Here is a 24,596-nt window from a genome sequence, read left to right on the forward strand (position 1 = left end):
GGCGGGGCAGACCTTCGCGCCGATGCGCGTGGACAGGCGCGAAGGTCTATGAGCGCAGCTTGTAGCCGAAGCCACGGACCGTCTCGATCCGGTCCCGGCCGATCTTGGCGCGCAGCCGCTGCACATTGACGTCCACCACCCGGTTGTCGCCGTGCCAGGCGTGGTCCCACACCCGCTCCAGGAGCAGGTCCCGGGTGAGGACGGTGCCGGCCGCCGCGGTGAACTCCCGCAGCAGTTTCAGCTCGGTCGTGGTCAGGTGGACGGGCTCCCCGTCCTTGTACACCTCCAGTGAGACGGGGCAGTACATGAGGTCGCCGAACCGGACCGTGTGTGTGTCGGGCCGCTGGTCCGCAGGGACGGTCCGACGCAGCAGGGCACGGACGCGGGCGGCCAGTTCCGATGTGTCGACCGGCCTGGCCAGGCAGTCGTCGGCTCCCGCCTCCAGGCACGTCACCACCTGCGCCGGGTCGTCGTGGTCCGACATGAGCAGAACGGGCACCCCGGACTCCTCGCGGATCCGCCCGGCCAGGCTCATCCCGTCCAGGCCGGGCAGCCGGCCCGCGAGCACGGCCACGTCCGGGGTCTGCCGACGGAACAGGGTGAGCCCGGTCACGCCGTCGGCGGCGGTACGCACCCGGTAGCCGCGCTCCTCGAGGACGAGCCGGGTGCTCTCCCTGGCCGTCGGGTCGTCGTCGACCAGCAGCACGTCGTATGCGCGGCGGCCTTCGTCGGGCGACACCGGCTCGGGGTGTGCCGTGGCAGGCGCGTGCCGTCGCCGTATCGCGTCCGGTGCGGGCTGCCTGACATCGATGCCATCGCCGACATCGTTGCCACCGTCGTATTCGGTGCCACCGCCGTGTGGGGGCTCGGGGTCGGAACCGGCGCCGTCGGAACCGGTGCCGGCGTCGGAATCGCCGGACAGGGCGAAGTCGACGGCCCGGCCGGGAGCGTGGTGCTGACCGCCCTCGGCGAACGCCTTTCTGTACGACGCCTCGCCCAGCGCACCGATCGCGGCTTGCTCGCACCGCGCGTGCTGTTCGGCCATCTGCGGCCCGAACGCGTAGATCGAGCTGCCGGCGTCGCGCCACAGGGCATCCGCCACGCCGAGCAGCCGGGCGGCCCGCGCGTGCGCGCCGCCGTCGGCGGTGGCCCAGGCGAGCAGTTCCACCATCCTCCCGACCATCGCGTGGTCGGCGAAGCCACGCATGCTGTCCAGCGCGGATCCGACCAGAGTCTCGGTCGTGTCCCGGTCCCCGCGGGCCCAGGCGTCATGGCCCAGGGCCATCAGCACCTGAGCGCGGCCCCACCGTTCCCCGCTCGCCTCGGCGGCGGCCGCGTACTGCCTGCCGGTCTGTGCCGCCCGAGGGTCCCCGGCGTACGCCAGGCCGCCGGCCAGCGCGAGCCGCCAGGAGGCCGCCTCACGCTCGTCGCCCAGCGCGGTCATGGCGGCCAGGGCCTCCTCGTACCGGCGGATGCCCTCATCCGGCCGCCCCCGGTAGTGCGCCGACACCCCGCGCAGGCCCTCCGTCTGGCTCCGCACCCACGCATCACCCAGCCGCTCGCCCAGCGCACCGGCCTCCTCCAGCCAGCGCTCTGCCGTCGCCAGGTCACCCTGCGTCTGCGCCACCCAGACGGCGGCCAGGAGCGCACGGGCACGCTCCGGACCGGGCGCGGGCGCGGCGGCCAGCGCCCGCTCGAACTGGCGGCGCCCCTCACTGAGGAAGCCGCCGACGCACCAGTGCCAGCACAGGGCCGCGACCAGCGCCAGCCGGGACCGGGGCTCACCCTCGTACTCCAGAGCGGCCAGCAGATTGGCGTGTTCCGCGCGCAGCAGGGCCACATTCTCCACCTGACCGGGTCCATACCAGTTCCGGTCGATGCGGCGGGCCAAGGCGAGGAAGAAGTCGCGGTGGCGTCGGCGCAGTTCGTCCTGTTCGCCGGAGTCCGCCAGCTGCTCCTGGCCGTACTCCCGGATGATCCCCAGCAACCGGTAACGCGGCTGACCATCGATCTCGCAGGTCAGCACGACGGACTGGGCGATGAGCCGGTCCAGGAGGTCCAGCACCTCGGCCTCGGCGATCCCCTCCCCGGAGCAGACACCCTCGGCGGCCTCCAGGCTGAACCCGCCGGCGAAGACGGCCAGGCGGTTCCACAGCAGCCGCTCGGCCGGGGCACACAGCTCGTAGCTCCAGTCGATCACCCCGCGCAAGGTGCGCTGACGGGCCGGTGCCGTCCGGCTGCCGCCGGTGAGCAACGCGAAACGGTCCTCCAGCCGGTCCGTCATCTGTCCGACACTCAGCGTGCGCAACCGGGACGCGGCCAGCTCGATCGCCAGCGGCAGCCCGTCCAGACCGGCGCACAGGCGCGCGATCTGGGCGTGGTCGGCCTCGTCGATGTGAAACCCCGGCATGACAGCGGCGGCCCGGTCCCGCAGCAGCTCCACCGCCTCGTCCTGCGCAAGCGGCGCGACGGCGAAGACATGCTCACCCGTGACGCCCAGGGTGTGGCGGCTCGTGGCGAGGATGCGCAGCTCCGGAGCGGCCGACAGGAGCGTGCCGGCCAGCTCGGCGCACGCGTCGATCATGTGCTCGCAGTTGTCCAGCACCAGCAGCACGCGCCGCCCGGCCAGATAACCCGCAAGCTGGTCCGTGAAGGGCAGAGCCCCGAGGTCGGGCACCCGCAGCGCGCCCGCCGTCGTGGCCGCCACCGCCGACGGGTCGGACACCGGGGCGAGGTCCACCAGCCACACCCCGTCCGCGAACGCCTCCCGGGACGCGGCGGCCACCTCCAGCGCCAGCCGCGTCTTGCCCACACCGCCCATGCCCGTGAGCGTCACCAACCGCCGCACGCCCAGAAGGCAGCGGATCTCGGCGGCCTCCTGCCGCCTGCCCACAAAACTCGTGAAGGAGGCGGGCAGATTCCCGCATTCCGCGATCACCTTGGTCATGTTTTCCCCGTCTCCCCGCACCGTGCTCGGCGCCGGAGTTTTCGCCGTGTTCTACAGCTGTACGTGGTCGGCCGTATTCATCGCGGTGGCACGTCGGTCGCCCCAGGAGTCCCACGGCGATCCCATCCTGTGGCACGTCGGCCTTTGATTGACGCCCCGAGCCGACCTCTGAGATGACACAAATCAATTGATTGAGCGACCTGGGATTGATCGGTGCGACGACTCGTGCCGGTGCTCAAAGGGCCTGGCCCTGTTCGGACGCCGGGTGCGGAGTGATCGACGGCGGGGTCAGCCGGGGAGCCGGGGGGTGACCTTCCGGGCCAGGGCCACCAGACGGTCGTCGCCCTGCGCCCTGCCGAGGCCCCCACCCGCGGAGGAAGACCAGTCAGCCGGACTCCTCCCCGGCGGACCAGGCGCAGTGCGGCGTCACCTTCCTGTGGCCGCTGCCGGCGGGGAGATCACCGGCTTCCACCACATCGGCGCCGGCTGTCATGGCCGTGGGGGGCAGGCGCACGCCTCGGGAGGTGAGGTCGTGCACCTGCGGGAAGTGCCGCTCGGCAGGGGGCCGAACGCATGGTGCGGCGTCGGCGATTGGGTGGACGCACTAGTCGGAGAAGGAGAAGTACAGGGTTCTGCCGTAGTCGCCCGTCGCCGTGGTGGGGCCGCCGCTGGGGCCGGTCGCGGCCGGCGGGTCGAACTTGGTGCCGATCGCCGGGATGGCGTCGAGGAACGACAGGTCTCCCTTCGGGAAGGGCGGCGCGGTGTGGCGGGGGTCGGGTCCGAAGCGGGGGGTGAAGAGGCGGAGGTAGAGGTTCTCGTCCTCGGAGACCATGGTGAGACGTCCGGCGGTGGTGTGCAGGGACGCCCAGCGGACGCCCGCGTGGTAGCCCTTGAACTCCGGGTACACCCAGCCGTCGGCACCGGTCGCGGTGTCGTTGTACTGCTTCGTCCAGACGTCCGTCGCGACGCCGCGCAGCCGGTTTTTCCACACCCTGTGGGGTCCGTGGCCGAGCCAGGTCACGCCGGTCACCTGCGATTCGGGATGGTCGAAGCCGACGCCGAAGAGGTCGTGCTCGCCGGTGAGGTGGTAGCGGTAGTCCAGCTGAAGCCAGCCGCTGGGGTGCAGCCGCCACCGGACGTGGCGCAGGACGCCGGAGTACTCGGCCTCCACCGTGTAGCCGTTGCCGTCGGGCCCGTGCGTCAGGCGGGTGAGGTCGGCCGTTCCGGTGGTGGGCAGCGGGCCGTGGGACAGCGCGAAGTCCCTCCCTCGGTGGGTGACGCCGGCCAGCATGCCTGTCGTGGCGTCGAGGGTGACCGTGGTGTGGCGGGACGTGAGGGTGAGCCTGTCGTCCGCGAGCCGGCCGCGTACGGCTGGTCCCGGGCCCGTCCGTACCAGCCGTCGGACCTGGTCGGCGGCGGATGTGATGGTCCAGGTCCAGCTGCGGATCTCGCGGCCGTCGGCGTCGGTGACGGTGAGCGCGATGGCGTCGGCGCGTCGCCAGCCGTACGGCAGGGGCAGGCGCAGCACTCCTTGCGCGCCGGGCTCGATGTCCGGAGCGGACGCGGTGCCCTGGGCGCGCACCGTGTGGCCGTCCCGCCGCTGCGACGGGGTGCGGAAGTCCAGGAGTCGCCAAGTGAAGTGACAGGCACGGGTGTTGGTGAAGGCGTAGTGGTTGGTGAGGGCGATCCGGCCGTCGAAGTCGTCCGGCAGGGCGGACGTGAACCGCTGCGGCTCCGCGAGTTGAACGGGAGACCAGATGTCCTTGATCGTGTAGAAGCTGGCCTCCTTCTCGCGGAAGGGGCCGAGGATCCCGTCGGGTGCGGCATTGCCCGCCACATCGACGGCGCCGCCGAGGTCGTCCCGCACGATGCCCTCGTCGATCAGTGACCACAGGAAGCCTCCGGCGGAGAGCCGTTCACGGCCCATCAGCTTCCAGTAGTCGTCGAGCCCCGCGCCGGCGCCGCCGTCGTAGAGGCCGTGGAGGAACTCGGTGGGCATGAAGACATCGCCCCGTTCCTGGAGGATGCGGCGCGTGCTGTCGTACGTCTCGTAGTGGTCGGTGTTGATGCCGCCGAAGTTCGCCCAGGGGTGGAGAACGGCGCGCTGCTGAGGGTCGTGGCGGGCGTAGTCGCCGTCGAGGGCGGTGTTCCAGCCGCCTTCGTTGCCGTTGCACCAGAACAGGATCGACGGGTGGTTGACGTCACGGGTGACCGTCGAGGCGACGAGGGGTCTGCCTGCCGCCTCGTCGTAGGACTTCTGCCAGCCGGCCAGTTCGTCGAGCACGTACAGCCCGAGTTCGTCGGCGAGGTCGAGGAAGTGCGTGTCCGGCGGGTAGTGGGACATCCGGACCGCGTTCATGTTCATCTCCTGCATCAGGAGGATGTCCTTGCGGCTGATGCGCGCGCTGGTCGCCCGGCCGGACGTGGGCCAGATGGTGTGCCGGTTGGCTCCCTTGAGGAGGATCTTGACGCCGTTGACGTACACGCCGTCCCCGGGGCGCACCTCGACGGTGCGGAAGCCGAATCTCTCGTCGACGCGGTGGACGGTGCGGCCCTCGCCGGCGCGGAGCGCGACCTCGACGCGGTAGAGGTGCGGGGTCTCCGCCGTCCACTGGCGGGGGGAGTCGACAGCGGTCCTGAGGGTCACCGTCGTGTCGCCGGGAGCGACGGTCGCGGTGAACGGGGCGCCGACCGGGCGCCCGGAGAGGTCGGTGACCCGGGCGACGAGACGGTCGGCGGAGCCGGTACCCGACAGGTGGGCGTCGATCCGCAGCGTGCCGTCGGCGCGGGCGTCGACGGCGATGCGCTCGATGTGCTGGAGCGGGAACGCCTCGAGGTGGACGGGGCGGTAGATGCCGCCGAAGTTCCAGTAGTCGCCCAGGCGTTCGGCCCGGTTGACGGAGTCGTCGGTGGACTCCTTGCTGACCGTCACCTCCAGGAGGTTGTCCTGGCCCGGACGCAGCTTTCCGGTCACCTCGTGACGGAACCGGTAGAAGCCGCCGCGGTGGACGGGCCCGGCCGGCTCGCCGTTGATCCACGCCTCGGTGTCGGTCATCGACCCTTCGAAGACGAGGAAGACGCGTCTGTCACGCCAGTGGGCGGGCGGCGTGAAGGTGTGCCGGTAGCGGCCCTTCTCCTCCGGGCGCAGATTCCACCCGTAGTTGTACGTGCCGTATCCGTGGAACTCCCAGTTCGAGGGAACCGGGATGCTGCCCCAACTGCCGCTGTTCCGCCCGCTGGTGCACAGGAAGTCCCAGTCGACCGGGTGGTCGGCGTCCTCACCGGACAGATACAGGCGCTCGGTGCGCGGGGAGGCCTCCGTCGCGCCGGCCGACTCGACGGCCCGGGCCGAGCCCGCGGGAAGTCCTCCGGCGACGGCCGCGCCGGCGGCGCCGGTGGCACCGAGGATCAGGACGCCACGACGGGACATTTGCATGAGATCTCCAGGCTTCGGTGGACCATCAGGGAGGGCGCGGCGAGGACGTGCGGGGTAGTGGGTGGGCACTGTCGACACCCGATTGTCGAAGCGCTTCCGTGCATAACGCAGCAGATCAGGAGCGGTCTTGGGAGCGACGACGACCTTAGGAGTCGAATGAATCGAACACAAGAGGGGCAGCAGAAGACGCAGGCAGCGCCTTCCGCCCACTTCGCCCCCGTGGTCCACAGCCGGTCGGCCCGCCGCTCACGGACACGGCCCGGTGATCGAAGCAGGCAGGCGCAGGAGACCCGTAATGATCACCAAGCCAGGGCCCGCCCTGCTACCTGCCCCTCACGCCAAAAGATCCGTATAACCACGGAACTTGAAGCCGCCTGGTTCAATCTGCGATTTCGGCTCGCGAATTGCGTGAGAAATATTGACTCGGTTCACCGGAACCCTATGATCCAGCTGATCGACACTTCGACCCGCGTTCGGCATGACGAACACACAAGGGCCGCACCCCGCCGGATTCCGGACAGCCTCTGACGGGGCCAACCGGAGCCGCTAGCTCAAAGGATGACGAGGTTCCCATGCACGGACGTAGTTCCAGCCGCAAACACCCGTCTGCGGTGCTCTCCGTCACCGTTGCCGCCCTGGCCACCTTGGCGGCGACGCTCGTCGCCAACCCCGCTCAGGCGGCCACCACCAGCGCCGTGCGCGGAGTTGCTTCCGGCCGGTGCCTCGATGTGCCGGGCGCCAACCAGGCCGACGGCACAAACGTGCAGATATGGGACTGCAACGGCGGGACCAACCAGCGGTGGACGCTGACGGACAACAACCAGCTGACCGTGTTCGGCAACAAGTGCCTGGATGTTCCGGGCCACGCCACCACGGCCGGCACCCGGCCGGTGCTCTGGTCCTGCAACGGCGGCACGAACCAGCAGTGGCGGGCGAACGCCGACGGCACGATCGTCGCCGTGGAGTCCGGGCTGTGCCTGGACGTCAGCGGCGGCGCCACGGCCAACGGCACGGCGGTGCAGCTGTGGAACTGCAACGGCGGCGACAACCAGAAGTGGACCGGCCTGTCCGGTACACCGTCCAACGCGTGTGCTCTTCCGTCGACGTACCGGTGGACCTCGACGGGTCCGCTGGCGGAGCCGGCGAACGGGGCGGCCTCGTTGAAGGACTTCACCGTCGTGAAGCACAACGGCCAGAACCTGGTCTACGCGACCACCGCGAGCGCATCCGGGTGGCGCGCGACGGGGCTCCGTCCCTTCACCAACTGGTCGGACATGGCGACGGCCCCCCAGACCGCAATGAGCGGGGCCCCCATTGCGCCCACGCTGTTCTACTTGAGGACCAAGAACATCTGGGTGCTGGCCGCGAACGGGTGGGACACCGGCGCGGCCTTCACCTACCGCACGTCCACCGACCCGACCAACCCCAACAGCTGGTCCGCGCCGCAGGCGCTGTTCACCGGCAGCCTCCCCGTAGGCGGCCCGATCGACCCGACCTTGATCGCCGACGACCAGAACATGTACCTGTTCTTCGCCAATGACAAGGGCGGCATCTTCAAGTCGACCATGCCGCTCGGGAACTTCCCGAGCAGCTTCGGCTCGTCGTACACGACGGTCATGAGCGACACCGAGGACCGCCTGTTCGAGGCCCCGGAGGTCTACAAGGTCCAGGGCCAGAACCAGTACCTCATGATCGTTGAGGCGAAGGGCGCGAACGGGCGCTACTTCCGCTCGTTCACCGCCACCAGCCTGAACGGGACCTGGACCGAGCAGGCCGGCACCGAGAGCAACCCCTTCGCGGGCAAGGCCAACGCCAACGCGACGTGGACCAACGACATCAGCCACGGTGACCTGGTCCGCAACAACCCCGACCAGACCAAGACCATCGACCCCTGCAACCTGCAATTCCTGTACCAGGGCAGGAACCCCGCGTCGGACGGGACCGACTACCTGTTGCTGCCGTACCGGCCGGCCCTGCTCACCCTGCAACGCTGACCCGCCTGATCCAGGGTGATCGCGATGCGGGGCGGTCCGCCGACGCGTGGCCGAGCTGTCCACGGCGTAGGCGACCCCGCCTGCTGACCGATACCGCCTTGAGGAACCCCAGCCGCACATCGGCTGGGGTTCGTCTCTTTCGCCCAGACCGAGACCGCGCTGATGATCCGCGTCGGCCCGGGCGGCGAGAAGGACGACGTTGCCTCCACGGTCGGCGAACGCCGCAGGGTCCCCTGTCCGGATGCGCGCACGCATCGGCTCCGATGGTTCTGTTTGCCTCACACCCGTTACTCTCCGCGGGCCTGGCGGGGTTCCTGTGGCCTCCGCCACACGAGAGCAACAGCGTCAGGCGCCAGCAACAGCGTCAGTCGTCGCTAGCGCTTCCACCAGGGCGCCGAGATGTCCCGCAGCGTGTTCGTGCCGCAGTGCACCTCGCCCATCATCAGGTGGTAGGTCTCGTAGTCGTCGATGTAGGACACCCGCGTACCCGCCTTGCGGTAGGCGGCGTTGACCGCCTCGGTGAAGATGTCCTTGCCGCCGATCACCGGGCCCCACTGCTTCGGCGCGAGGTAGCGGTCCTTGCCGAGGACCACGCCGTTGACCGCGCCCGGTATGTACGCGCTGACCATCCGGGTGTCGTCGACGGCCGCCTTCAGGTCGCGCGTGCCGTACTCCCCTGCCGCGTCCGGTACATCGGCCGAGGCGCCGAGCCGGGTCAGTCGCCCCGTCCCCGCGACGTCGCCCCGCCCCTCGTCGTCGGGTCGCGAGTACAGCGCGGGCACCCGGACCACCTCGGCGTCGGTGATGCCGGTCTCCCGCTTGAGGATCTCCAGGTTGGCGGCGATGCGGCGCGCTGCGAGGGCGTTGTCCTCACGGATCTTGCCGGAGGCGAGCACCTGGGCGACGGTCTCCTTCGGGGCGGAGGCGTACTCGGTGTCCTTGAACGAGAACATCCTGGTCGCCCCGTGGCCCGCGGCCTTCGCGTCCTTGAGCAGCTTCATGCCCGCCTCGGGGTCGGCGATGGCGATCCGCCAGCCGCGCGGGGTGTCGGCGGGCAGGAACTGCACGAACTCGTCCACGTGGCCGACGTCCAGCCACGAGGTGTCCAGCAGCAGCGGGTCCTGCATGCCCTGCGACGCCAGGAGCGTCCGCATCGCCTTGACCGGCTTGACGCCGGTGTCCTTGTACTCGCCCATGATGATGCGCCCGGCGGGGTAGGACCGGCCGCCGTGCTCGTAGGCGGGGATGGTCTCCAGGTTGCCCATGGAGTCGAGGGTCGAGTCCTCGACGCCCCGTCCGAGCGAGACCTGCACCGCGCCGACGTCGCGTCCGCGCAGCTTCTCGAACGCCAGGCGGCCCGCCTTACGCCACGGCTGCGCCGAGCGGATCATGACCCGCATGCCCTGCGGCTTGCCGCCGGGGCCGGCCATGGTCACGTATCCCGGCTCCAGGAAGTCCTGCGCCCAGATGTCCTCTTCCTCGGACTTCATGCCGAATTTCACCAGCGGTGCGTTGATGCCCGCCCGCTTGACCTGCGTCTCCAACGCCTTGACGAACTTCTTCTGAGCCCGTTCGTACGCATAGTCGCCGCGCAGCTCGGTGACCATGACCTGCTGCGCCTGCTGGAGGTGGTGGTGCGTGAGCAGCGGGGCGGCGTGCAGCGTGACGCGGTCGGTGGTGGCCTCGGCTCCGCGACCGGGGCTGACCTTCAGTTCGACGACAGCGGTGCCGTCCCACACCGCCCGGTCGCGTATGACGTCAGTGCCCTCGATGCCCAGCTCCAGCCCGGCGCGCAGCTCGGCGGCGGACAGCTCGGTCGTCGGCTTGACGACGGTCCAGCCGGTGGAGCGCTTGACGAAGAGCCGGGTGTACTTCGCGCCGGTGCCGGTCACCTTGACCGTGCCGACGGCACCGGCGCGCAGCCCGGTCATCGGTACGGTGCGCAGCCGGGCCAGGTCGGCCGCGTCCGCCGTGCCGTTGACCTTGGTGTCGGCGGCGTCGTTGCACTTGGCCAGCTTGGCGTCGGACAGCGGCCTGCCGTCGGGGCCGGTGGACTTGCACCGCTTGGTGTCGTCGTCGATGTTGGGGAGGAAGACCGCTCCCCGCCCCGTGGTCCAGCCGTTCTCACCGGCGTCGTCCGTGCCGCCGGTGACGTCCACTCGGCCGTCGCGGTTGACATCCGCGCGCAGGTCCGCCGGGGTGGTCGGTTCCGCCGCGAAGGCGGGGACGGCGGGAACCAGCGTCGCGCCCGCCAGGGTGATAGCCAGAACGGTCCGTATCGCAAGAGTTCTACGCAACCTGCTTTGTCCTTGTCGTTCATGAGTCCGGGTCAAGTGACCCGGACCCAGGTGGTTTTGTGTCTCTGCGTGGAGCAAGAGACCAAACCGCGCACGGAAGTTGCGCGCGGGTCAGGAGAGGGCAGGCAGTGGTGTGTGACGCCCTCGCCGGATGTTCAACATCCAGGGCGGACCGCGTTGTTGGCCGCGCGGTGCGCGCTGGAAGCCACCTCGCTCCGCGCTCGCGGGGAGCCGGCATGGCGTCGGCCGTCAGGACGGGCTGCCGGTCCTGACGGTCGCCGCCATGGGACCGCACCGTCGCATCGGCCGACCGAACGAATCGGCCGCGGGGCCGGTCTGCACGGGCTTCCTGCCGGTTGCCCGAACGCGGAGGCGATCCGGTCGGGGGCGGCTTACACGCTGTCCGCCCTGCTTGCCTCGATCCCCGGACAGCAGCGGTGTTCACCGCCGGCCGACGTGACGGCCGGCGCCCCGGTCAGTGCCGGCGAGGCCACGGCGGAAGGTCCTCGTCGAGGTGCGGTACGCGCAGCCGCGTGGGCCCGCTACCGTCGTGGTCCCGCGACGGCGTAAGCCGCGGTGCCGGCGACGGCGAGGACGAGGGCCGTCCAGGTGCCCGCCGTCGTGCCGGGTGGCAGCAGCATCCAGGTCGCCACCCGCATCGGCGCACTCGTCGGTGGCGGGGCGAAGAACGAGAACGCGAGCCAGGCGAACGGCAGCGTCCACCCGTACTGGCCGCCCGAGAGCGCCGCGCCCAGGGCGACCAGTCCCATCAGGCCCATGCTGTCCCGGACGACGAACGCGGTGGTGGCCATGGACTCGCCCATGGTCTGCACTGCCAGCGGCACCGCGGCGACGACCGCACCGGCGAGCAGCACGTGCGCCGCTCTGCGGGGCACCCAGCGGACCGCGGCCGTCCGGTCCAGGTCGAGGTCCTGCCCGCCGAGCCCGACCGAGGCCGCCATCGCCCCTGCGGCGAGGACGAGCGCGGGCAGCCGCATGTCACCGGGCCCCTCGCCCCCGTCCCGAGCAAGGGCCCACACCGTCACCGCGCTGATCACCACCGCGGCGAACGAGGCGGGCACCTGACGCGAGCGCGCGTACAGCGTCAGCCACCTCACCGGGACGCACCGCCGGACAGCGCGTCGAACGCGTGGCCCTCGCAGGAGAACGCGGCCGCGCGCATCGCGTTGATCCGCGAGAGCTGCTCGGCCCGCGGAAGCGCCTTGAGTTCCTTCCACACCGGGCGGGCGTCGGCGATCGGGTCACCCGAAGGGTGGGAGGTGCCGGCGAGCGGCCTGAGGTCCCCGAGGACCCAGCTCACCGCGACGGTCTGCGCGATGTCCTCATTCCCCGAGCCACTCCAGCCGACGGGGGTGCACCCTGGCACCATGCCTTTGACGATCAGGGCCCGGGTCAGCTCCTCGCCCTTCGCGGCGGCGACGAACTCGTCGTCGAAGTCGAAGAGCACGGTCTCGCGGGACCACTGCGGCGTGGAGCCGTCCGGCAGTACGGCGGTGTTCTCCCGGACCGAGACCGGCGCCCGGCTCCCCAGGGCGCCGTGCAGCAGGCGCAGCGCCTCCTTACCGGGACCCGCCAGGTCGGCGAGTCGCGCCTGGTGCGTCCTGGTCACGCACACCGGGCCGTCGCACACCAGCTCCGCGGCGGCCTCGTCGAGGACGTACATCCGGCGCGGGTCGGAGGGGAGGACGAGCAGGGCGAGCGCCGCGCCCGCCACGACGGGCGTCAGGGCGATCAGCCGGGCACGCGGGGTCGCGGCGACCAGCAGCGTGAAGCCGGTCGCGGCCATGCCGAGCACCCAGACCGTCTGCCCGAGGTGCACGGAGGCGGAGAGCGTGACGAGCACGTCGCGCACCTCTTCCACCGCGGGTGACAGCAGCGAGACCCGGTTCGGCTCCGAAATCGGGAACCCGTCCGCCGTGGGCGTCTCCGTCCGGCCCAACGACATGTGCATGAGGGCCGTGAACACGAAGGCGACCATGGCCAGCGCGGGCGGGGTGAGCGCGGACGGCACGGCCCGCCCGGCCCCCATGCCCAGCACGGCGCCCGCGACGAGGAAGAGTGCTCCGACCAGCGAGATCGGCAGCCACCCGAGGTGCGTGTACTCGGTTTTGGCGAGCACCTGGACCGCGCCCACGAGGACGAGGAGCGCATACGCCGAGGCCAGCGTGATCGCCGTCGTGCCCGCCGACATGGCCGCGCGGTGCCAGACGGGCCGCGGCGTGCTCGTCAGCAGCTCGGACATCCTCGAGCGGTGGTCGCGCAGGCCATGCAGCGCCCCGAGCCCCACGGCGAGCGGCCACAGGTAGAACAGCAGGCCTCGGGTCCACAGGGCCAGGGGTGTCCACTGGGCCGTCCACGCGGTGGGGCCGCTCCACCACGCGCCGTTCAGCAGGTACAGGAACGCCAGCGCGCTCGTCAGGACCACGGCGCCGGCCCACGGGGCGACGGAGCGCTTCAACTCGATGCGCAGGACACGCACGTTCACCAGGTCCCCCTTCCCTGCCCGGGGTTGAGCAGCATGGCCGAATAGCCACGCTCCAGCGGGCTGTCACCCTCGTGTTCAGGGCCGCCCACCGAGGCCAGCTCGTCCGGAGGGCCCTGGAAGACCAGCCGGCCCTCGGCGAAGAGGACCACGTCGGTGCAGGCGGCGGCGACGTCCTCGACCAGATGGGTGGAGACCACCACGCAGGTGTCCGTGCCGAGTTGCTGAAGCAGCTCGCGGAAGCGCAGTCGCTGCGCCGGGTCCAGGCCCACCGTCGGCTCGTCCAGCAGGAGGATCGAGGGGTCGTTGACGATGGCCTGGGCGATGCCCACCCGCCGCACCATGCCGCCGGACAGGGTCTTCATCCGCTGGTCGGCGCGGTCGGCGAGGCCCACCCGCTCCACGGCGCGTTGCACCGCCGCGGGGATGTCCGCCTTGGGCACCTCCTTCAGCCACGCCATGTACTCGACGAACTCGCGCACCGTGAAGCGCTTGTAGTAGCCGAACTCCTGCGGCAGATAGCCGATCCGGCGGCGCAGCGCACGGTGCTCGCCCCTGCCGCCCGCGGACTCGCCGAGCAGCTCCAGGGTGCCCTCGGCGGGGCGCAGCACGGTGGCCAGCGCCCGGATGAGGGTGGTCTTGCCCGCCCCGTTGGGGCCCAGCAGGCCGTGGACGCCACGGCCGAGCGACAGGTCGAGCCCGTCGACCGCCATGTGGTTCCTGCCGACCCTGACCTTCAGCCCGGTGGCCCTGATCTCCCAGGCGTAGGGCGTCGGCGCGATATCGGCCGCGCTCACCGCGGGCATCATGTGGTGTTCCTTTCGCGATGGTCCGATGGTCATTGACGGGCTCCCAGCACGGCGTACGCGCCCCTGCGGGCGATCACGACACCGATGCCGAGCGCGAGGACCAGCCCCCACGCGGGCAGGCCGCCGGTCTGCAAAACGAAGGTCGTACGGCTCGTGGCCAGGGTCGGTGCCACGACCACGGCAGCCCACACGGCCACCAGCGAAGCGGCGGCGCGGGTCACGCCGACGACACCGCCGAGCGCCAGGGTCGCGGAGGTGAAGGCCAGACAGGGCAGCAGCCACTGAGCCACCATCACTCCCGTCACCCATCCGCCCACCAGCAGCGCGGGGACGACCACGGCGAGCACGGACGTGGTGCGCCGCAGCACCAGATGCAGCCCGGCCCTCGGCACAGAGGCCGTCAGCTCGTACGCCGGATCAAGTCCGCGCGACCACGATGCCGCGACGCCGAGCACGGGCAGCACCGGGGCGAGCAGGAGCACCAGCGACACCTCTCCGGGGCCGGGGCCGACCAGGTCCAGCAGGAGCGCGAGCAGCGTCACGCCCACGGTCATGGCCAGCCACGGCACCATCGCCGGCGTCATCCACCCCGACAGCCGCGGCGACCAGCGCCGTCGGCGCGGCATGGGGACGGCCATGGCCAACTGGGGTTCGAGGCCGGACCACACGGTGTCGACCAACGCCGCCACGGCGGGGACCTCGGCCCCGACGGCGGCCGACAGCCGGTCACGGCAGACCCCGCACGCCTCCAGGTGGGCCTCCAGCGCCCACACCTCGTCGGCGGCGATGTCCGTGTCGCCGCGCGCGTAACCGTCGATGATCCGCATCGACGCGTGTTCCACGCTCATGCCAGCGCCTTCCGCATCGCGATCCTGGCCCGGCGGGCCCGGGTCTTCACCGTGCCCTCGGGCAGCTTGAGCAGGACGGCGGTCTCCCGGACGGACATCCCGTCGAGCACCATGGCCTGTAGTACCTGTCTGAGCTCCGGCGCGAGGCGCCGCAGCGCGTCCCCGACGTCACCGCCGACGGTGGCCGCGAGCGCCTCCTCCTCCGCGGGGGGCGCCACGGCCCGCGGGGCTGCCGCGGGCGGCGGCTCCGCGTGGTGGGCCCTGCGCCGGAAGGCGTCGACGAGGCGGCGCGCCGCGATCGTCCACAGCCAGCCGACGGCGGTCCCTCCGGCCGCGGTCCCGGCGAACGCACCCGCCGCACGCCACACCGCCAGATACGTCTCCTGCATCACCTCGGCGACGATCTGCTCGTCCGCACAGCGCCGGCGCAACCGCACCGCCAGCCACGGCGACGTACGCCGGTACAGCTCCTCGAACGCGGCACGGTCGCCCTTGGCCACCAGCCGGACGAGACGCTCCTCGTCCAGCTCGCCCGGTGCCTTCCTCGCTGATCTCACACCCTCTAGACGGCGGGCCCGGACGCCAGGTTTTCCCCTCGGCGTGATCCCCGTCACACGGAAATACGGAGGGGGCGCCACGGCCCGCGGGGACGTAAGTGTTCTGTAATCGGCTGCCGGCGTCGGGAGGGCCGTTCGTTCCGTTCAATGGGTGACGACGGATGGCTCTCAGGAGGAGGGACAGGATGGGGCGGGTGCGGACGGTGCTGGTCAAGCCGTGGGTGATCGGGGTGCTGGTGCTGGCTGTCGCGGGGGCCGGCTTCGGGCTGTACTGGTTCCAGCCCTGGAAGCTGTGGCAGGACGAAACGGTCCAGGAGGCACTGCCCGAAACCGTGAACGCCTCGAAGGAACCTGCTCAGGCGCCTTCCGACGAGCCTTCCGCACCGGCCCCGGCCGGGCCCGTGACGCTGGCGAGCGGTGAGCTCATCAGTCATGAGCATGCGACGACGGGCACGGTCAGGCTCGTGCGGCTGGCCGACGGCTCCCATGTCGTGCGGCTGGAGGACCTCGACACCAGCAATGGGCCGGATCTGCGCGTGTGGCTGACGGACGCGCCGGTGAAGGCCGGCCGGGCCGGCTGGGGGGTCTTCGACGACGGCGAGTACGTCAGCCTGGGCAAGTTGAAGGGCAACAAGGGCAGCCAGAACTACGTCGTGCCCGAAGACGTCGATCCGGCCCGGTTCAGCAGCCTCAGCATCTGGTGCGACCGGTTCGACGTCTCCTTCGGCGCTGCCGAACTCGCCCGTGCCTGACCGGCCCTGACAGACGGGCCGGGCCCGCCTCCCCACGGGGGAACGGGCCCGGTCGCGTCTCACCGTGGCGGTCAGGCGTCGGCGCCCGCCTTGCGGCGACGGGCGACGACCACCGCGCCGGCACCGAGCACGAGTGCCGCGCCGCCCGCCAGGGCGACCTTCGGCAGAACATCGCTCGAACCGGTCTCGGCGAGCGAGCCGTTGCCGCTACCGCCGGTTCCGTTCACCGGGGTGGTGGAGGTGCCGCCCTGCCCGGTGGTGTTGTCGGTCTTGCCGGGCTTGCCCTCGGCGTCCTCGACCTTGCCCGGGTCGCTGCCCTTGGCCAGGATCTGGAACTCGTAGTGGTCGAGGTCCGGGTAACCGCCGCAGGACTCGTCCTCGTTGACGTATTCGGCCGTGGCGAAGGCGGCGCCCTGTCCGGCCGGGATGTCTGCGTCGACCTTCAGCCGCAGCTTGACGTCGACCGAGGTCTTCGCCTCGAGGGAGCCGACGGACCATCCGCCCAGCAGGTCCATGTCGCGCCAGGTCGGGTTCGCGGCCGTGGAGAACTCCAGGTCGAGGTAGGAGTCGAGCTCCTCGAGGCCCTTGTCGTCGAAGGCGTGGACGGCGGCGTACGGGTACACCTCGTCCATCGTCTTGTCGGTGCCGTTGGTGACGCGCAGCGTGAAGTTCGCCGTGGTGCCGCCGACGACCTTGTCCGGCAGCCCGCTGACGACAGCGGTGAGCCTGGGCTCGGGGACGCACTCGCCACCCGGCTCCTCCCCCTCTTCGGCCTCGGCATCCGCCAGGGCCTTCTTCGCGTCGTCCAGCTTCTTCTTGGCCGCGTCCCGCGTCTTCTGGAGAAGGTCGATCTTCCGGGCCTGGGCGACACGGGCGTCGTCGTGGGCGGTCCTCGCCTCGGTGGCCTTGGTGTCGGCGGCGGTCTTGGCCTCCGCGGCCTCCTGAGCGGCCTTCTCGGCCTCGTCCAGCGCCGTCTGCGCCGCGGCCTTCTCCTCGTCGGTGGTGGCGGCGTCCAGCTCGGCCCGGGCGTCCACGACGGCCTGGTCGGCCTCGGTCTTGGTCTTCGCGGCGGCCTCGGCGGCCTTCTTGGTCTCGATGACCGCGGCCTTGGTCGGGTAGGTCTCCGCCTCCAAGCCCTCCTTGAAGAACTTGATGGCGTCGTCCACCGCGATGACAGCGGCGTCGTATTCCTTCTGCGCGAGGTCGACGGCCCGCTCGAGCTCTTCGATCGTCGGCTTGGCCTGCTGCGTCTGCGCGGCCGGCTTCTCGTCGGCGAAGGCCGGCGCGGCCGAGAGGAGGACGACCGGGGCGGTCACGGCGGCGGCGACGGCAGTTGCGAGAACACAGCGAATCTTCACAAAGGACCCCTGGTCGAGTGGCGGGAAAGCGCGATGGGCGTCGCGCTCGCGGAGTGCTCACGCGGTGCGACGCCCCGGCGATCGTATGACCTGCCTGCTCAAGGCCACAGGGGGTTTCTCGCACCCCTGCCGGAAAGGTCTCCACGGCGTACGAATAAATGGCATGTACGGGGACAGTTGCCTGCGGAGGCCGCACTTCTTCTGTGAGTCATCTCATCGTTGGGTGCAAGCTGGAAGGGAGACCGCCTGGTCATCCCCGGCGCGCGCTCGGGACACGCACGCGGTCTCGCCACTCCGAGTGAGCTCCCTCGGGCTCGGCAGGAGGGAAGCGAGATGACAGATCAAGTCAGCACCAGTACACGCTGGCACCTGGCCGGTGACTGGTTCGACGTGTGCAAGTGCGCCATACCGTGCCCCTGCACGTTCGCCCAGCCCCCGACCTACGGCGACTGCGAAGGCGTGCTCGTCTGGCACATCCGGGAAGGCGGCTACGGCGACGTGCGGCTCGACGATCTCAACGTCCTGATGCTCGGCTCCTTCGTCGGCAACGTCTGGGCCGGCGAGCACACCGACGCGTACGCCGCGGTGTTCCTGGACGAGCGCGCCGACGAGCGGCAGCGCCGTGCACTCGGGGCCATCTTCGGCGGTGAGGCGGGCGGATGGCCGGCGCAGTTCGGGGAGATGTTCCACCCCGAGATGCGCGGCATGGACTTCGCCCCCGTCCACGTCGAGATCGACGAGGACCTCGCCACCTGGCGGGCCGAGATTCCCGGCAAGGTCACGGCCACCGCCGAGGCGCTCACCGGCCCGACGACGCCGGACGGCGCACGCGTCCAGGTCCACAACGCCCCGGGCGCCGAGGTCGGCCCCGGCCAGGTCGCCACCTGGGGGCGGGCAACCGCCGACCGCGCCGAGGCGTTCGGCTTCTCCTGGGAACGCTCGGGGAAGTCGAGCAAATACTTCCCGTTCGACTGGAGCGGTCCCGACTAGAGAGGACCCCGTTGCCCCGAAGGGCGTGCCCCCCCGGTGCCGGTCAGGTGAGTCACATGCCGCCCATCGACGGCATCGACCCCTGCAACCCCGGCAGCAGCCAGTCCTGGAACGGCGCGAGTACGGCGAGCACGACAAACGCGACGCCCACGCCCCGGGCGAGCAACGGGCCACGGGACCACAGCTTCTCCACGAAGATCACCACGGCCAGTCCCGCCATCGCGGCCACGTTCATCACTCCGAGCGGAATGAGGACGACCATCAGTCCCGCGCAGCAGCCGACACAGTAGGCGCCGTGATGGACGCCCACCCGAAGGTCGCGGGCCGGCTGCCGGAACCCGGCGTAGCGCACCAGGTGGCTCATGGGGTCGCGGCAGTGCCGCAGACAGACGTACTTGAGGGGGCCGACCTGATACAGGCCCGCGAGCAGGAACGACGCCGCGCCGATCCAGCGTCCGGCGGTCTGGTGGTCGTCCATCAGACCGCCGGTGAGGGCCAGGGCCGCGTAGGCGAGCAGCCCGAAGGCGGTCCACGTCAGCAGATACCCGCCCACGAACTCTCCGGTACGCACGGTCCGCGCCCAGCCGGAGGACTGCCGGCCGATCCCCCGCACCCACGTGATCGCCACCGGCGCCATGGACGGCAGCATCATGGCCGCCATCATCGTCACCCACAGCAGCAGGAACAGCGGCAGCGCCATCCCCATCGTGCCCGGCTCGACCCCCATGTCCCGGGCCTGCCCGATCGTCAGTGCCCAGGCGGGCACCGCGATCAGTACGACCAGGAACCAGGCGGCCGCGAGATCCCGAGCCGGCAGCAAGCCGCCACCCGCTCCGGTCGGCGCGGGCGACCGGGCGGACGCGAAGGCGGAGGTCCGGCTGTGGCACATGGGGGTGCACTCCTGCGGCTGGTTCCAGGACAGCACGCATCTCTCTTGCTGTCACCAGTTGGTGGCGGCGTCCATCTCCTGCTGCCAGTAGGTGACCTTGAGGGAGTCGTCGACGTAGAGGCCCTTCGCGGGCAGCGACGGGTGGGCGGACGTGCCGACGCTCCCGCTCATGGAGCGGCCGAAGAAGGAGACGGCCAGGGACTTCTCGGTCCGGCCGCCCGAGGCGCTGCCGTCGGTGGCGGACAGGCTCACGGACGCGTACCCGGACTCGCCCGGTGCGAGGGTGACCACCGCCTGCGGCTGCGACTCCTCGATGACCGGAGGCACGGACTGGGCCTCACCGAAGCGGACAGCGGGGTAGCCGTAGAGGAAGCAGGTCTTGCTGCCGGTGTTGGTCACGGTGAGCAGCATGTGGTTCACGGGGCGGTTCAGCGGGGCCGCGACCGTCTTGGTGTTGGACCCCTCGCACGTGACGTCCTTGCTGGAGGAGGCGGGCGCGTTCGCCGCGGGGGTCTTGGCGCCGGAACCCGCGTCGGCGGCGGCATCGCCACCGGAGGTGGACGAGGACGAGGACGAGTCGGCGTCGGTGCCGCCGCTCGCACCCGCACTCGCACTCGCACTCGTGGAAGGGGCCACGGAGGAGGAGTTCGTAGCGGCGCCCGTGGCGGTTGCCTCGCTCCGGACGCCCGTTCCGTCGTTGCACGCGGTCAGCGAGAGCGTGGCGATGGCGACGGTCGCGGCGGCGGCGAGGACACGCTTGCGGCGAGTACGGGAGGTACGGATATCGGACATGTTTGCTGCGCCCCTTCGGTGTTCGGGTTGCGGTGGTGATTGGATGACCGAAGCTTGTGAGGTGATCCGTCCCAACCGCCACTGATGGCGGGGAGTTAGGGACGATGGAACGCCGAAACGCGCTCTGACCAGGGAGAATGCAAGGGCTCTGGAACGCGTGAATGGGATGCGGGGACAAGGGGACCGGGTGTCAGGGGCAATGGGGGCGGGGGAGACGGAGGCGTTCGCACGGCTGTTGCGTGACCTCAAGGACCGCTCGGGACTCAGCTACGGGGCGCTCGCCAAGCGTCTGCACATGAGTACGTCGACACTGCACCGCTACTGCAACGGCACCGCCGTGCCGACCGCCTACGCACCGGTCGAGCGCCTCGCGAGGGTCTGCCGGGCGACGCCGGAGGAGCTGGTGGAGCTGCACCGGCGCTGGATCCTGGCGGACGCGGCACGCGGACGCGGGACGGATCAGGCAGCGGCGGGCCCGGCTCAAGGTGCGGTCGCCTCAGCCGACGTGCCGCAAGCGGCGGCCCCCGCCGCGTCGGCCGTACCCCACGGACCGAGCGAGGACGCAGACAGGGACGGGGACGAGGGCGAGAACGAGGACAAGGGCAAGGACAAGGGCGAGGACGAGGACGACAACGGCGGTCCGGTCGTCTTCGGGCCTTCGGGCGCGGTCACGCAGCCCCGCCGCCCCCTTCGTCGCCGTACCGCACTGATCGCCTCCGTCGCGGCCGCCGCCGTGCTGGGAGCCGTGGTGCTCGCCGTGCGACTACCGTTCGGCGACGGCGGGGGCGACCGGCCGGTGGGGCAGGGGGCCACCGCGACGGAGGAGACGGTCGGCACGGCCGGCACCGGGAAGTCCTCCCCTGTTCCGTCCCCGAGCGGAAAGACGAGGAAGCCGTCGCCGTCCTCATCGGCCTCCGCCTCCCCCACCGGGTCCGCGAGCGCCGGGTCCGGCACCTCGGCCGGCGGCGGACAGAACTCGGCCGGGCCCACCGGCGACAGCGACGCCGTCCCGCTGACGGTCGACGTCCGTCCCTACGTCTACGACAGCCCGTGCAGTCAGCACTTCCTCGTCGACAGCGAACCCGAACACGTCGGTCCGCCGGCCGGCGAGCAGGACGCCCAGCGCTGGTCCAAGGCGTACGGGGCGATCTCCTCGAACGAGCAGCGGGTCGCCCTCACCGTCCAGGGCACCGGCGAGGAGACCGTCGTCCTGAAGGCGTTGCACATACGCGTGATCTCGAAGGGCGCGCCGCCCGGCTGGAACGAGTACGCGATGGGCTCCGGATGCGGCGGTGACGTCCAGACCAGGTCGTTCGACGCCGACCTGGACAAGGGCAGCCCCAGCCTCACCGTCGCGAACGGCCAGCGCGACTTTCCGTACTCGGTCAGCGAGTCCGACCCCGAGGTCTACTACGTCACCGTCCATACGACGGCGTACGACGTCCGCTGGGACCTCGCTCTGGACTGGTCCAGCGGCAGCCGCAGCGGCACTGTCCGCATCGACAACGGCGGCACCCCGTTCCACACCAGCGCCAAGGTCGGCGGCAAGGCCTACGACTATCCCCTGGGCGGCGGCGAGTGGATCGAGACACCGCCGAATCAGTAGAGACCCGCGCGGGACCCCGTTCTCAGGCGCCCGTTTCGGGCAGTGAGGTGCTGCCGGGGGCGAGTTGGCAGGTGCCGGATCTCGATGTCCCGTCCTGTCCCCTCAGTTCCACGACGACCTGGCCGTCGGCGTCCTGGCTGTAGGCGACCGTGCAGGTCAGCTGGCGCAGAGCGGTGTTGTCCAGGGCCTTCAGGGCGAGGGGCAGGTGGGTCGTGACCCGGCCGTTCGAGGAGGGTTCGACCTTGACGGTTCCGCCGGGGCGGGGACTGGGGAGGGCGGTGGTCAGGCCGGCGGCCCGGTCCTCCTCCCGGGGACCGGCGAGCAACGCCAGGACGACCTTCTCCGTCGGCACCGGGCCGGCCGTGTCGTCGAGGTTCTGGTCTCCGGAGCCGGAGCCGGAGTCGATGCCTCCGGTGGCGAACTCGGCCGGGGGCTGCGTCGACCGGATCACGGTGCTCAGTCCTCCGTCGGGAGAGCGGAAGAAGAGCAGCATGTCGTGGTCGCGGTCGAGGAAGGCCTGGAAGCTGGCGGGGCCGCCCGCCTCGATGACGTCGGTCTCCTGGATCCCGCAGCCGCCGAGCAGCACCGCGGTCGCAGCAACGGCGAGGGCGAGGGCGACGGCCGCCGTTCTCCGGCGCTTGCGCGCACGCCTCATCCCCCGGCCTCCTCCGCGTGAAGCGGTATCTCGACGGTGAAGACAGCACCGCCCCCCGGCAGGTTCCCCGCACGGATCGTTCCGTCGTGCAGTCTGACGTTCTCCAGGGTGATCGCCAGGCCCAGGCCGCTGCCCGCCGTGCGGGTGCGGGCCGCGTCGGCCTTGTAGAAGCGGTCGAAGATGTGCGGGAGGGCTTCGGGGCGGATGCCGGGGCCGCTGTCCATGACCTCGGTGATCAGCACCGGCTCGCCCGCGGAGCTCGCCTCGGTGCGCAGGCGTACCGTGACCGGCGCGCTGCCGTGGCGCAGGGCGTTGCCCACGAGGTTGGCGACCACGAGGTCGAAGCGGCGCGGATCGAGGCGGGCGCGGATGCCGTCGGGGAGGTCGGTGCGGACTCGGGCGTCGGTCCAGTGGCGGTTGTGGAGGGTCTTGCGGATGGTCTCGGCGACGTCGACCTCGTCGGCGTTCAACTCGGCCGCGCGGGCGTCGAAGCGGGAGATCTCCATGAGGTCCTCGACGAGCACGGCGAGCTTTCCGGTCTCCGCGCTGACCAGCCGGACGGCCCGGGCGGTGTCGGCGTCCAGGTGGTCCGCGTCCTCGTCGAGGACCTCGGTGACGGCGAGCATTCCGGCGAGCGGGGTGCGCAGTTCGTGGGAGACGTCGGAGGCGAAGCGGCGGGCGCGGGCCTCGGCGTCGCGCAGCTCCCGTACGGAGTGCTCGAGTTGGGCGGCGGACTCGTTGAAGGTGTGGGCCAGGTCCGCCAGTTCGTCGCTGCCGCGCACCGGGATCCGGGTGTCGAGCCGGCCGCTGCCCATGCTCCGGGCGGCCTGGCTCAGTTCGCGGACCGGGCGCAGCACGCTGCGCGCGGCGATCAGGCCGGGTAGCAGCGCGACGGCGAGGCCGGGCAGGGCGCCGTCGCGGGCGGCCATGAGGAGGGCGTCGACGTTGACCTGTTCGTCGGTCATCCGCATGACGGCGTAGAGGACGAGTCCGCTGGGCAGCAGGCTGTACGGGCCGGTCTTGAAGACCATGGGCATGGCGATGGTCAGGTAGGGGACGCCGTCCTTGACGACGCGCTGGAAGCTTCCGTGCGGGTCGGCCCGCGCGGCGCGGCGCAGTTCGGGGGTGATGACGGTGGACACGGGGTTCTCGCCCGAGGAGGCGCGGACCGAACCGTATTCGGCGAACACCACCCAGGGGTGCGGCTTGCCCTTGCGGGCGATGTCCCGCAGGAACTGCTCCAGGCCCTCCCCTCCCTGCACGGGCAGCGCGAAGCCCGTCTGCTGGACGTGGTCGCGGAACGACGTGACCGCCGTGTCCTGCGCGGTTTGCAGCACCGCGTTACGGGCCTCGCGGTAGGTCAGCGCGGCCGTCGTGCCCGCGCTGACGGCGGCGACCAGCAGGAAGGCGAGCAGCAGACGGGTGCGCAGCCCGAACGCCCTGGCCCGCCGCGACCGCTGGGGGCCGGTGCTCACAGCGGACCGAAGCGGTAGCCGAAGCCCCGCAGCGTCTGGACGTAGCGCGGGCTGCCGACCTGGTCCTCGATCTTGCCGCGCAGCCGGGCGACACAGGCGTCCACCAGCCGGGCGTCGCCGTGGTAGCTGTGGTCCCAGACGTGCTCCAGCAGCTGCTGTCTGCTGAACACCTGCTCGGGGGCGGCGGACAGGTGCAGCAGGAGCTTGAGCTCCGAGGGCGCGAGCGCGAGCGGCCGGCCGGCCTTGGCGACGGTCAGTCCGCCGCGGTCGATGGTGAGTTCGCCGTGGACCTCGACGGCCGCACGGTCCTGGCCGTCGTCGTCCAGGCGGCGCAGTACGGCACGGATGCGGGCCTCGATCACCTCGGTGCGGGCGGGTTTGACGATGTAGTCGTCGGCCCCGGCTTCCAGGCCGATGACCACGTCGAAGTCGTCGCCGCGCGCGGTGAGCATGATGATCGGCAGCTGGCTGCGCTCGCGGACCCGCCGGCAGACCTGGACACCGTTCATGCCGGGCAGCATCAGGTCCAGCAGGAGCAGGTCGGGGCGGAACTCGGCCATCGCGGCGAGGCCGGCCTCGCCGGTCGCGGCCGCCCGTACCTCGTGGCCGCGGCGGCGCAGACCGAGTTCGACCCCCTCGCGTACGGAAGGGTCGTCCTCGATGAGGAGCACGCGGGACATCAGCGGTT

The 24,596-nt window shown here is 71.2% G+C and carries 18 protein-coding genes; 4 read left to right on the top strand and 14 right to left on the bottom strand.

Features of this window, described 5'->3' with window-relative positions:
- Positions 1-46: 46 nt before the first annotated feature.
- Positions 47-2,947 carry a response regulator gene (locus KUM44_RS23785; protein ID WP_254389970.1) on the bottom strand — a complete coding sequence of 967 codons (2,901 nt, stop codon included), beginning with the start codon at positions 2,945-2,947 and terminating at the stop codon, positions 47-49.
- A 604-nt stretch (positions 2,948-3,551) separates the two neighbouring features.
- The gene (locus tag KUM44_RS23790) at positions 3,552-6,377 is read right to left on the bottom strand and encodes a glycoside hydrolase family 2 TIM barrel-domain containing protein (RefSeq protein WP_217210798.1); all 2,826 of its coding nucleotides are present in this window, start codon (positions 6,375-6,377) and stop codon (positions 3,552-3,554) included.
- Between the two features lie 578 nt (positions 6,378-6,955).
- Between KUM44_RS23790 and KUM44_RS23795 the strand changes: the two genes are divergently transcribed.
- Positions 6,956-8,377, top strand: coding sequence for a non-reducing end alpha-L-arabinofuranosidase family hydrolase (locus KUM44_RS23795; protein ID WP_217210799.1), 1,422 nt, complete (start codon positions 6,956-6,958; stop codon positions 8,375-8,377).
- Between the two features lie 374 nt (positions 8,378-8,751).
- Here KUM44_RS23795 and KUM44_RS23800 read toward each other — a convergent pair whose 3' ends face one another.
- The 6 genes from KUM44_RS23800 to KUM44_RS23825 all read right to left on the bottom strand — a co-directional run bounded on the left by KUM44_RS23800 (position 8,752) and on the right by KUM44_RS23825 (position 15,391).
- Positions 8,752-10,674 carry a protein-arginine deiminase domain-containing protein gene (locus KUM44_RS23800; protein ID WP_254389971.1) on the bottom strand — a complete coding sequence of 641 codons (1,923 nt, stop codon included), beginning with the start codon at positions 10,672-10,674 and terminating at the stop codon, positions 8,752-8,754.
- 542 nt (positions 10,675-11,216) lie between these two features.
- Positions 11,217-11,792, bottom strand: a complete 576-nt coding sequence (locus KUM44_RS23805) for a hypothetical protein (protein ID WP_217210800.1) — start codon at positions 11,790-11,792, stop codon at positions 11,217-11,219.
- Complete coding sequence (locus tag KUM44_RS23810) at positions 11,789-13,180, bottom strand: hypothetical protein (protein ID WP_217210804.1); 1,392 nt, start codon at positions 13,178-13,180, stop codon at positions 11,789-11,791. The genes KUM44_RS23805 and KUM44_RS23810 overlap by 4 nt, the downstream gene beginning before the upstream one ends.
- Positions 13,177-13,986, bottom strand: coding sequence for an ABC transporter ATP-binding protein (locus KUM44_RS23815; protein WP_374202068.1), 810 nt, complete (start codon positions 13,984-13,986; stop codon positions 13,177-13,179). Before KUM44_RS23815 ends, KUM44_RS23810 begins: the two co-directional genes overlap by 4 nt.
- 29 nt (positions 13,987-14,015) lie before the next feature.
- Entirely contained in the window at positions 14,016-14,834 is an 819-nt protein-coding gene (locus tag KUM44_RS23820) for a zf-HC2 domain-containing protein (protein WP_217210807.1), read from the bottom strand.
- Positions 14,831-15,391, bottom strand: coding sequence for an RNA polymerase sigma factor (locus KUM44_RS23825; protein WP_217210808.1), 561 nt, complete (start codon positions 15,389-15,391; stop codon positions 14,831-14,833). The genes KUM44_RS23820 and KUM44_RS23825 overlap by 4 nt, the downstream gene beginning before the upstream one ends.
- A 185-nt stretch (positions 15,392-15,576) precedes the next feature.
- Here KUM44_RS23825 and KUM44_RS23830 point away from each other — a divergent pair, with 185 nt between their 5' ends.
- Positions 15,577-16,143 carry a DM13 domain-containing protein gene (locus tag KUM44_RS23830; protein WP_217210809.1) on the top strand — a complete coding sequence of 189 codons (567 nt, stop codon included), beginning with the start codon at positions 15,577-15,579 and terminating at the stop codon, positions 16,141-16,143.
- A gap of 71 nt (positions 16,144-16,214) precedes the next feature.
- Here the strand turns inward: KUM44_RS23830 and KUM44_RS23835 are convergent, their stop codons facing one another.
- Positions 16,215-17,501: a peptidase gene (locus KUM44_RS23835; protein WP_217210810.1), complete on the bottom strand. Its 1,287-nt coding sequence runs from the start codon at positions 17,499-17,501 to the stop codon at positions 16,215-16,217.
- A 333-nt stretch (positions 17,502-17,834) separates the two neighbouring features.
- Between KUM44_RS23835 and KUM44_RS23840 the strand changes: the two genes are divergently transcribed.
- Positions 17,835-18,491 carry a DUF1326 domain-containing protein gene (locus KUM44_RS23840; protein WP_217210811.1) on the top strand — a complete coding sequence of 219 codons (657 nt, stop codon included), beginning with the start codon at positions 17,835-17,837 and terminating at the stop codon, positions 18,489-18,491.
- Between the two features lie 52 nt (positions 18,492-18,543).
- On the opposite strand, the gene KUM44_RS23845 is transcribed toward KUM44_RS23840, so the two are convergent.
- Both KUM44_RS23845 and KUM44_RS23850 read right to left on the bottom strand, forming a co-directional pair.
- Positions 18,544-19,380: a DUF2182 domain-containing protein gene (locus KUM44_RS23845; RefSeq protein WP_217210812.1), complete on the bottom strand. Its 837-nt coding sequence runs from the start codon at positions 19,378-19,380 to the stop codon at positions 18,544-18,546.
- A gap of 51 nt (positions 19,381-19,431) precedes the next feature.
- A complete protein-coding gene (locus KUM44_RS23850; RefSeq protein WP_217210814.1) occupies positions 19,432-20,172 on the bottom strand; it encodes a DUF4232 domain-containing protein in 741 nt (246 codons plus the stop codon).
- A gap of 187 nt (positions 20,173-20,359) precedes the next feature.
- Between KUM44_RS23850 and KUM44_RS23855 the strand changes: the two genes are divergently transcribed.
- Positions 20,360-21,778 (top strand): helix-turn-helix transcriptional regulator, encoded by a 1,419-nt coding sequence (locus tag KUM44_RS23855; protein ID WP_308402705.1) that lies wholly within the window; start codon positions 20,360-20,362, stop codon positions 21,776-21,778.
- A 22-nt stretch (positions 21,779-21,800) separates the two neighbouring features.
- Here KUM44_RS23855 and KUM44_RS23860 read toward each other — a convergent pair whose 3' ends face one another.
- The 3 genes from KUM44_RS23860 to KUM44_RS23870 are packed head-to-tail and all read right to left on the bottom strand — an operon-like array spanning position 21,801 to position 24,588.
- Positions 21,801-22,433, bottom strand: coding sequence for a hypothetical protein (locus tag KUM44_RS23860; protein WP_217210816.1), 633 nt, complete (start codon positions 22,431-22,433; stop codon positions 21,801-21,803).
- Positions 22,430-23,908, bottom strand: coding sequence for a HAMP domain-containing sensor histidine kinase (locus KUM44_RS23865; protein WP_217210818.1), 1,479 nt, complete (start codon positions 23,906-23,908; stop codon positions 22,430-22,432). Before KUM44_RS23865 ends, KUM44_RS23860 begins: the two co-directional genes overlap by 4 nt.
- Positions 23,905-24,588: a response regulator transcription factor gene (locus KUM44_RS23870; protein ID WP_217210820.1), complete on the bottom strand. Its 684-nt coding sequence runs from the start codon at positions 24,586-24,588 to the stop codon at positions 23,905-23,907. The genes KUM44_RS23865 and KUM44_RS23870 overlap by 4 nt, the downstream gene beginning before the upstream one ends.
- Positions 24,589-24,596 lie beyond the last annotated feature (8 nt).

Source organism: Streptomyces sp. AC550_RSS872 (genome assembly GCF_019049285.1).
GTDB lineage: Bacteria > Actinomycetota > Actinomycetes > Streptomycetales > Streptomycetaceae > Streptomyces.

What these genes read in the sequence shown, in the direction of transcription:
- KUM44_RS23785 (WP_254389970.1), bottom strand. Translation starts at nt 2,947, where the DNA reads ATGACCAAGGTGATCGCGGAATGCGGGAATCTGCCCGCCTCCTTCACG.
- KUM44_RS23790 (WP_217210798.1), bottom strand. Translation starts at nt 6,377, where the DNA reads ATGTCCCGTCGTGGCGTCCTGATCCTCGGTGCCACCGGCGCCGCCGGC.
- KUM44_RS23795 (WP_217210799.1), top strand. Translation starts at nt 6,956, where the DNA reads ATGCACGGACGTAGTTCCAGCCGCAAACACCCGTCTGCGGTGCTCTCC.
- KUM44_RS23815 (WP_374202068.1), bottom strand. Translation starts at nt 13,986, where the DNA reads ATGATGCCCGCGGTGAGCGCGGCCGATATCGCGCCGACGCCCTACGCC.
- KUM44_RS23820 (WP_217210807.1), bottom strand. Translation starts at nt 14,834, where the DNA reads ATGAGCGTGGAACACGCGTCGATGCGGATCATCGACGGTTACGCGCGC.
- KUM44_RS23830 (WP_217210809.1), top strand. Translation starts at nt 15,577, where the DNA reads ATGGGGCGGGTGCGGACGGTGCTGGTCAAGCCGTGGGTGATCGGGGTG.
- KUM44_RS23840 (WP_217210811.1), top strand. Translation starts at nt 17,835, where the DNA reads ATGACAGATCAAGTCAGCACCAGTACACGCTGGCACCTGGCCGGTGAC.
- KUM44_RS23845 (WP_217210812.1), bottom strand. Translation starts at nt 19,380, where the DNA reads ATGTGCCACAGCCGGACCTCCGCCTTCGCGTCCGCCCGGTCGCCCGCG.
- KUM44_RS23850 (WP_217210814.1), bottom strand. Translation starts at nt 20,172, where the DNA reads ATGTCCGATATCCGTACCTCCCGTACTCGCCGCAAGCGTGTCCTCGCC.
- KUM44_RS23860 (WP_217210816.1), bottom strand. Translation starts at nt 22,433, where the DNA reads ATGAGGCGTGCGCGCAAGCGCCGGAGAACGGCGGCCGTCGCCCTCGCC.
- KUM44_RS23870 (WP_217210820.1), bottom strand. Translation starts at nt 24,588, where the DNA reads ATGTCCCGCGTGCTCCTCATCGAGGACGACCCTTCCGTACGCGAGGGG.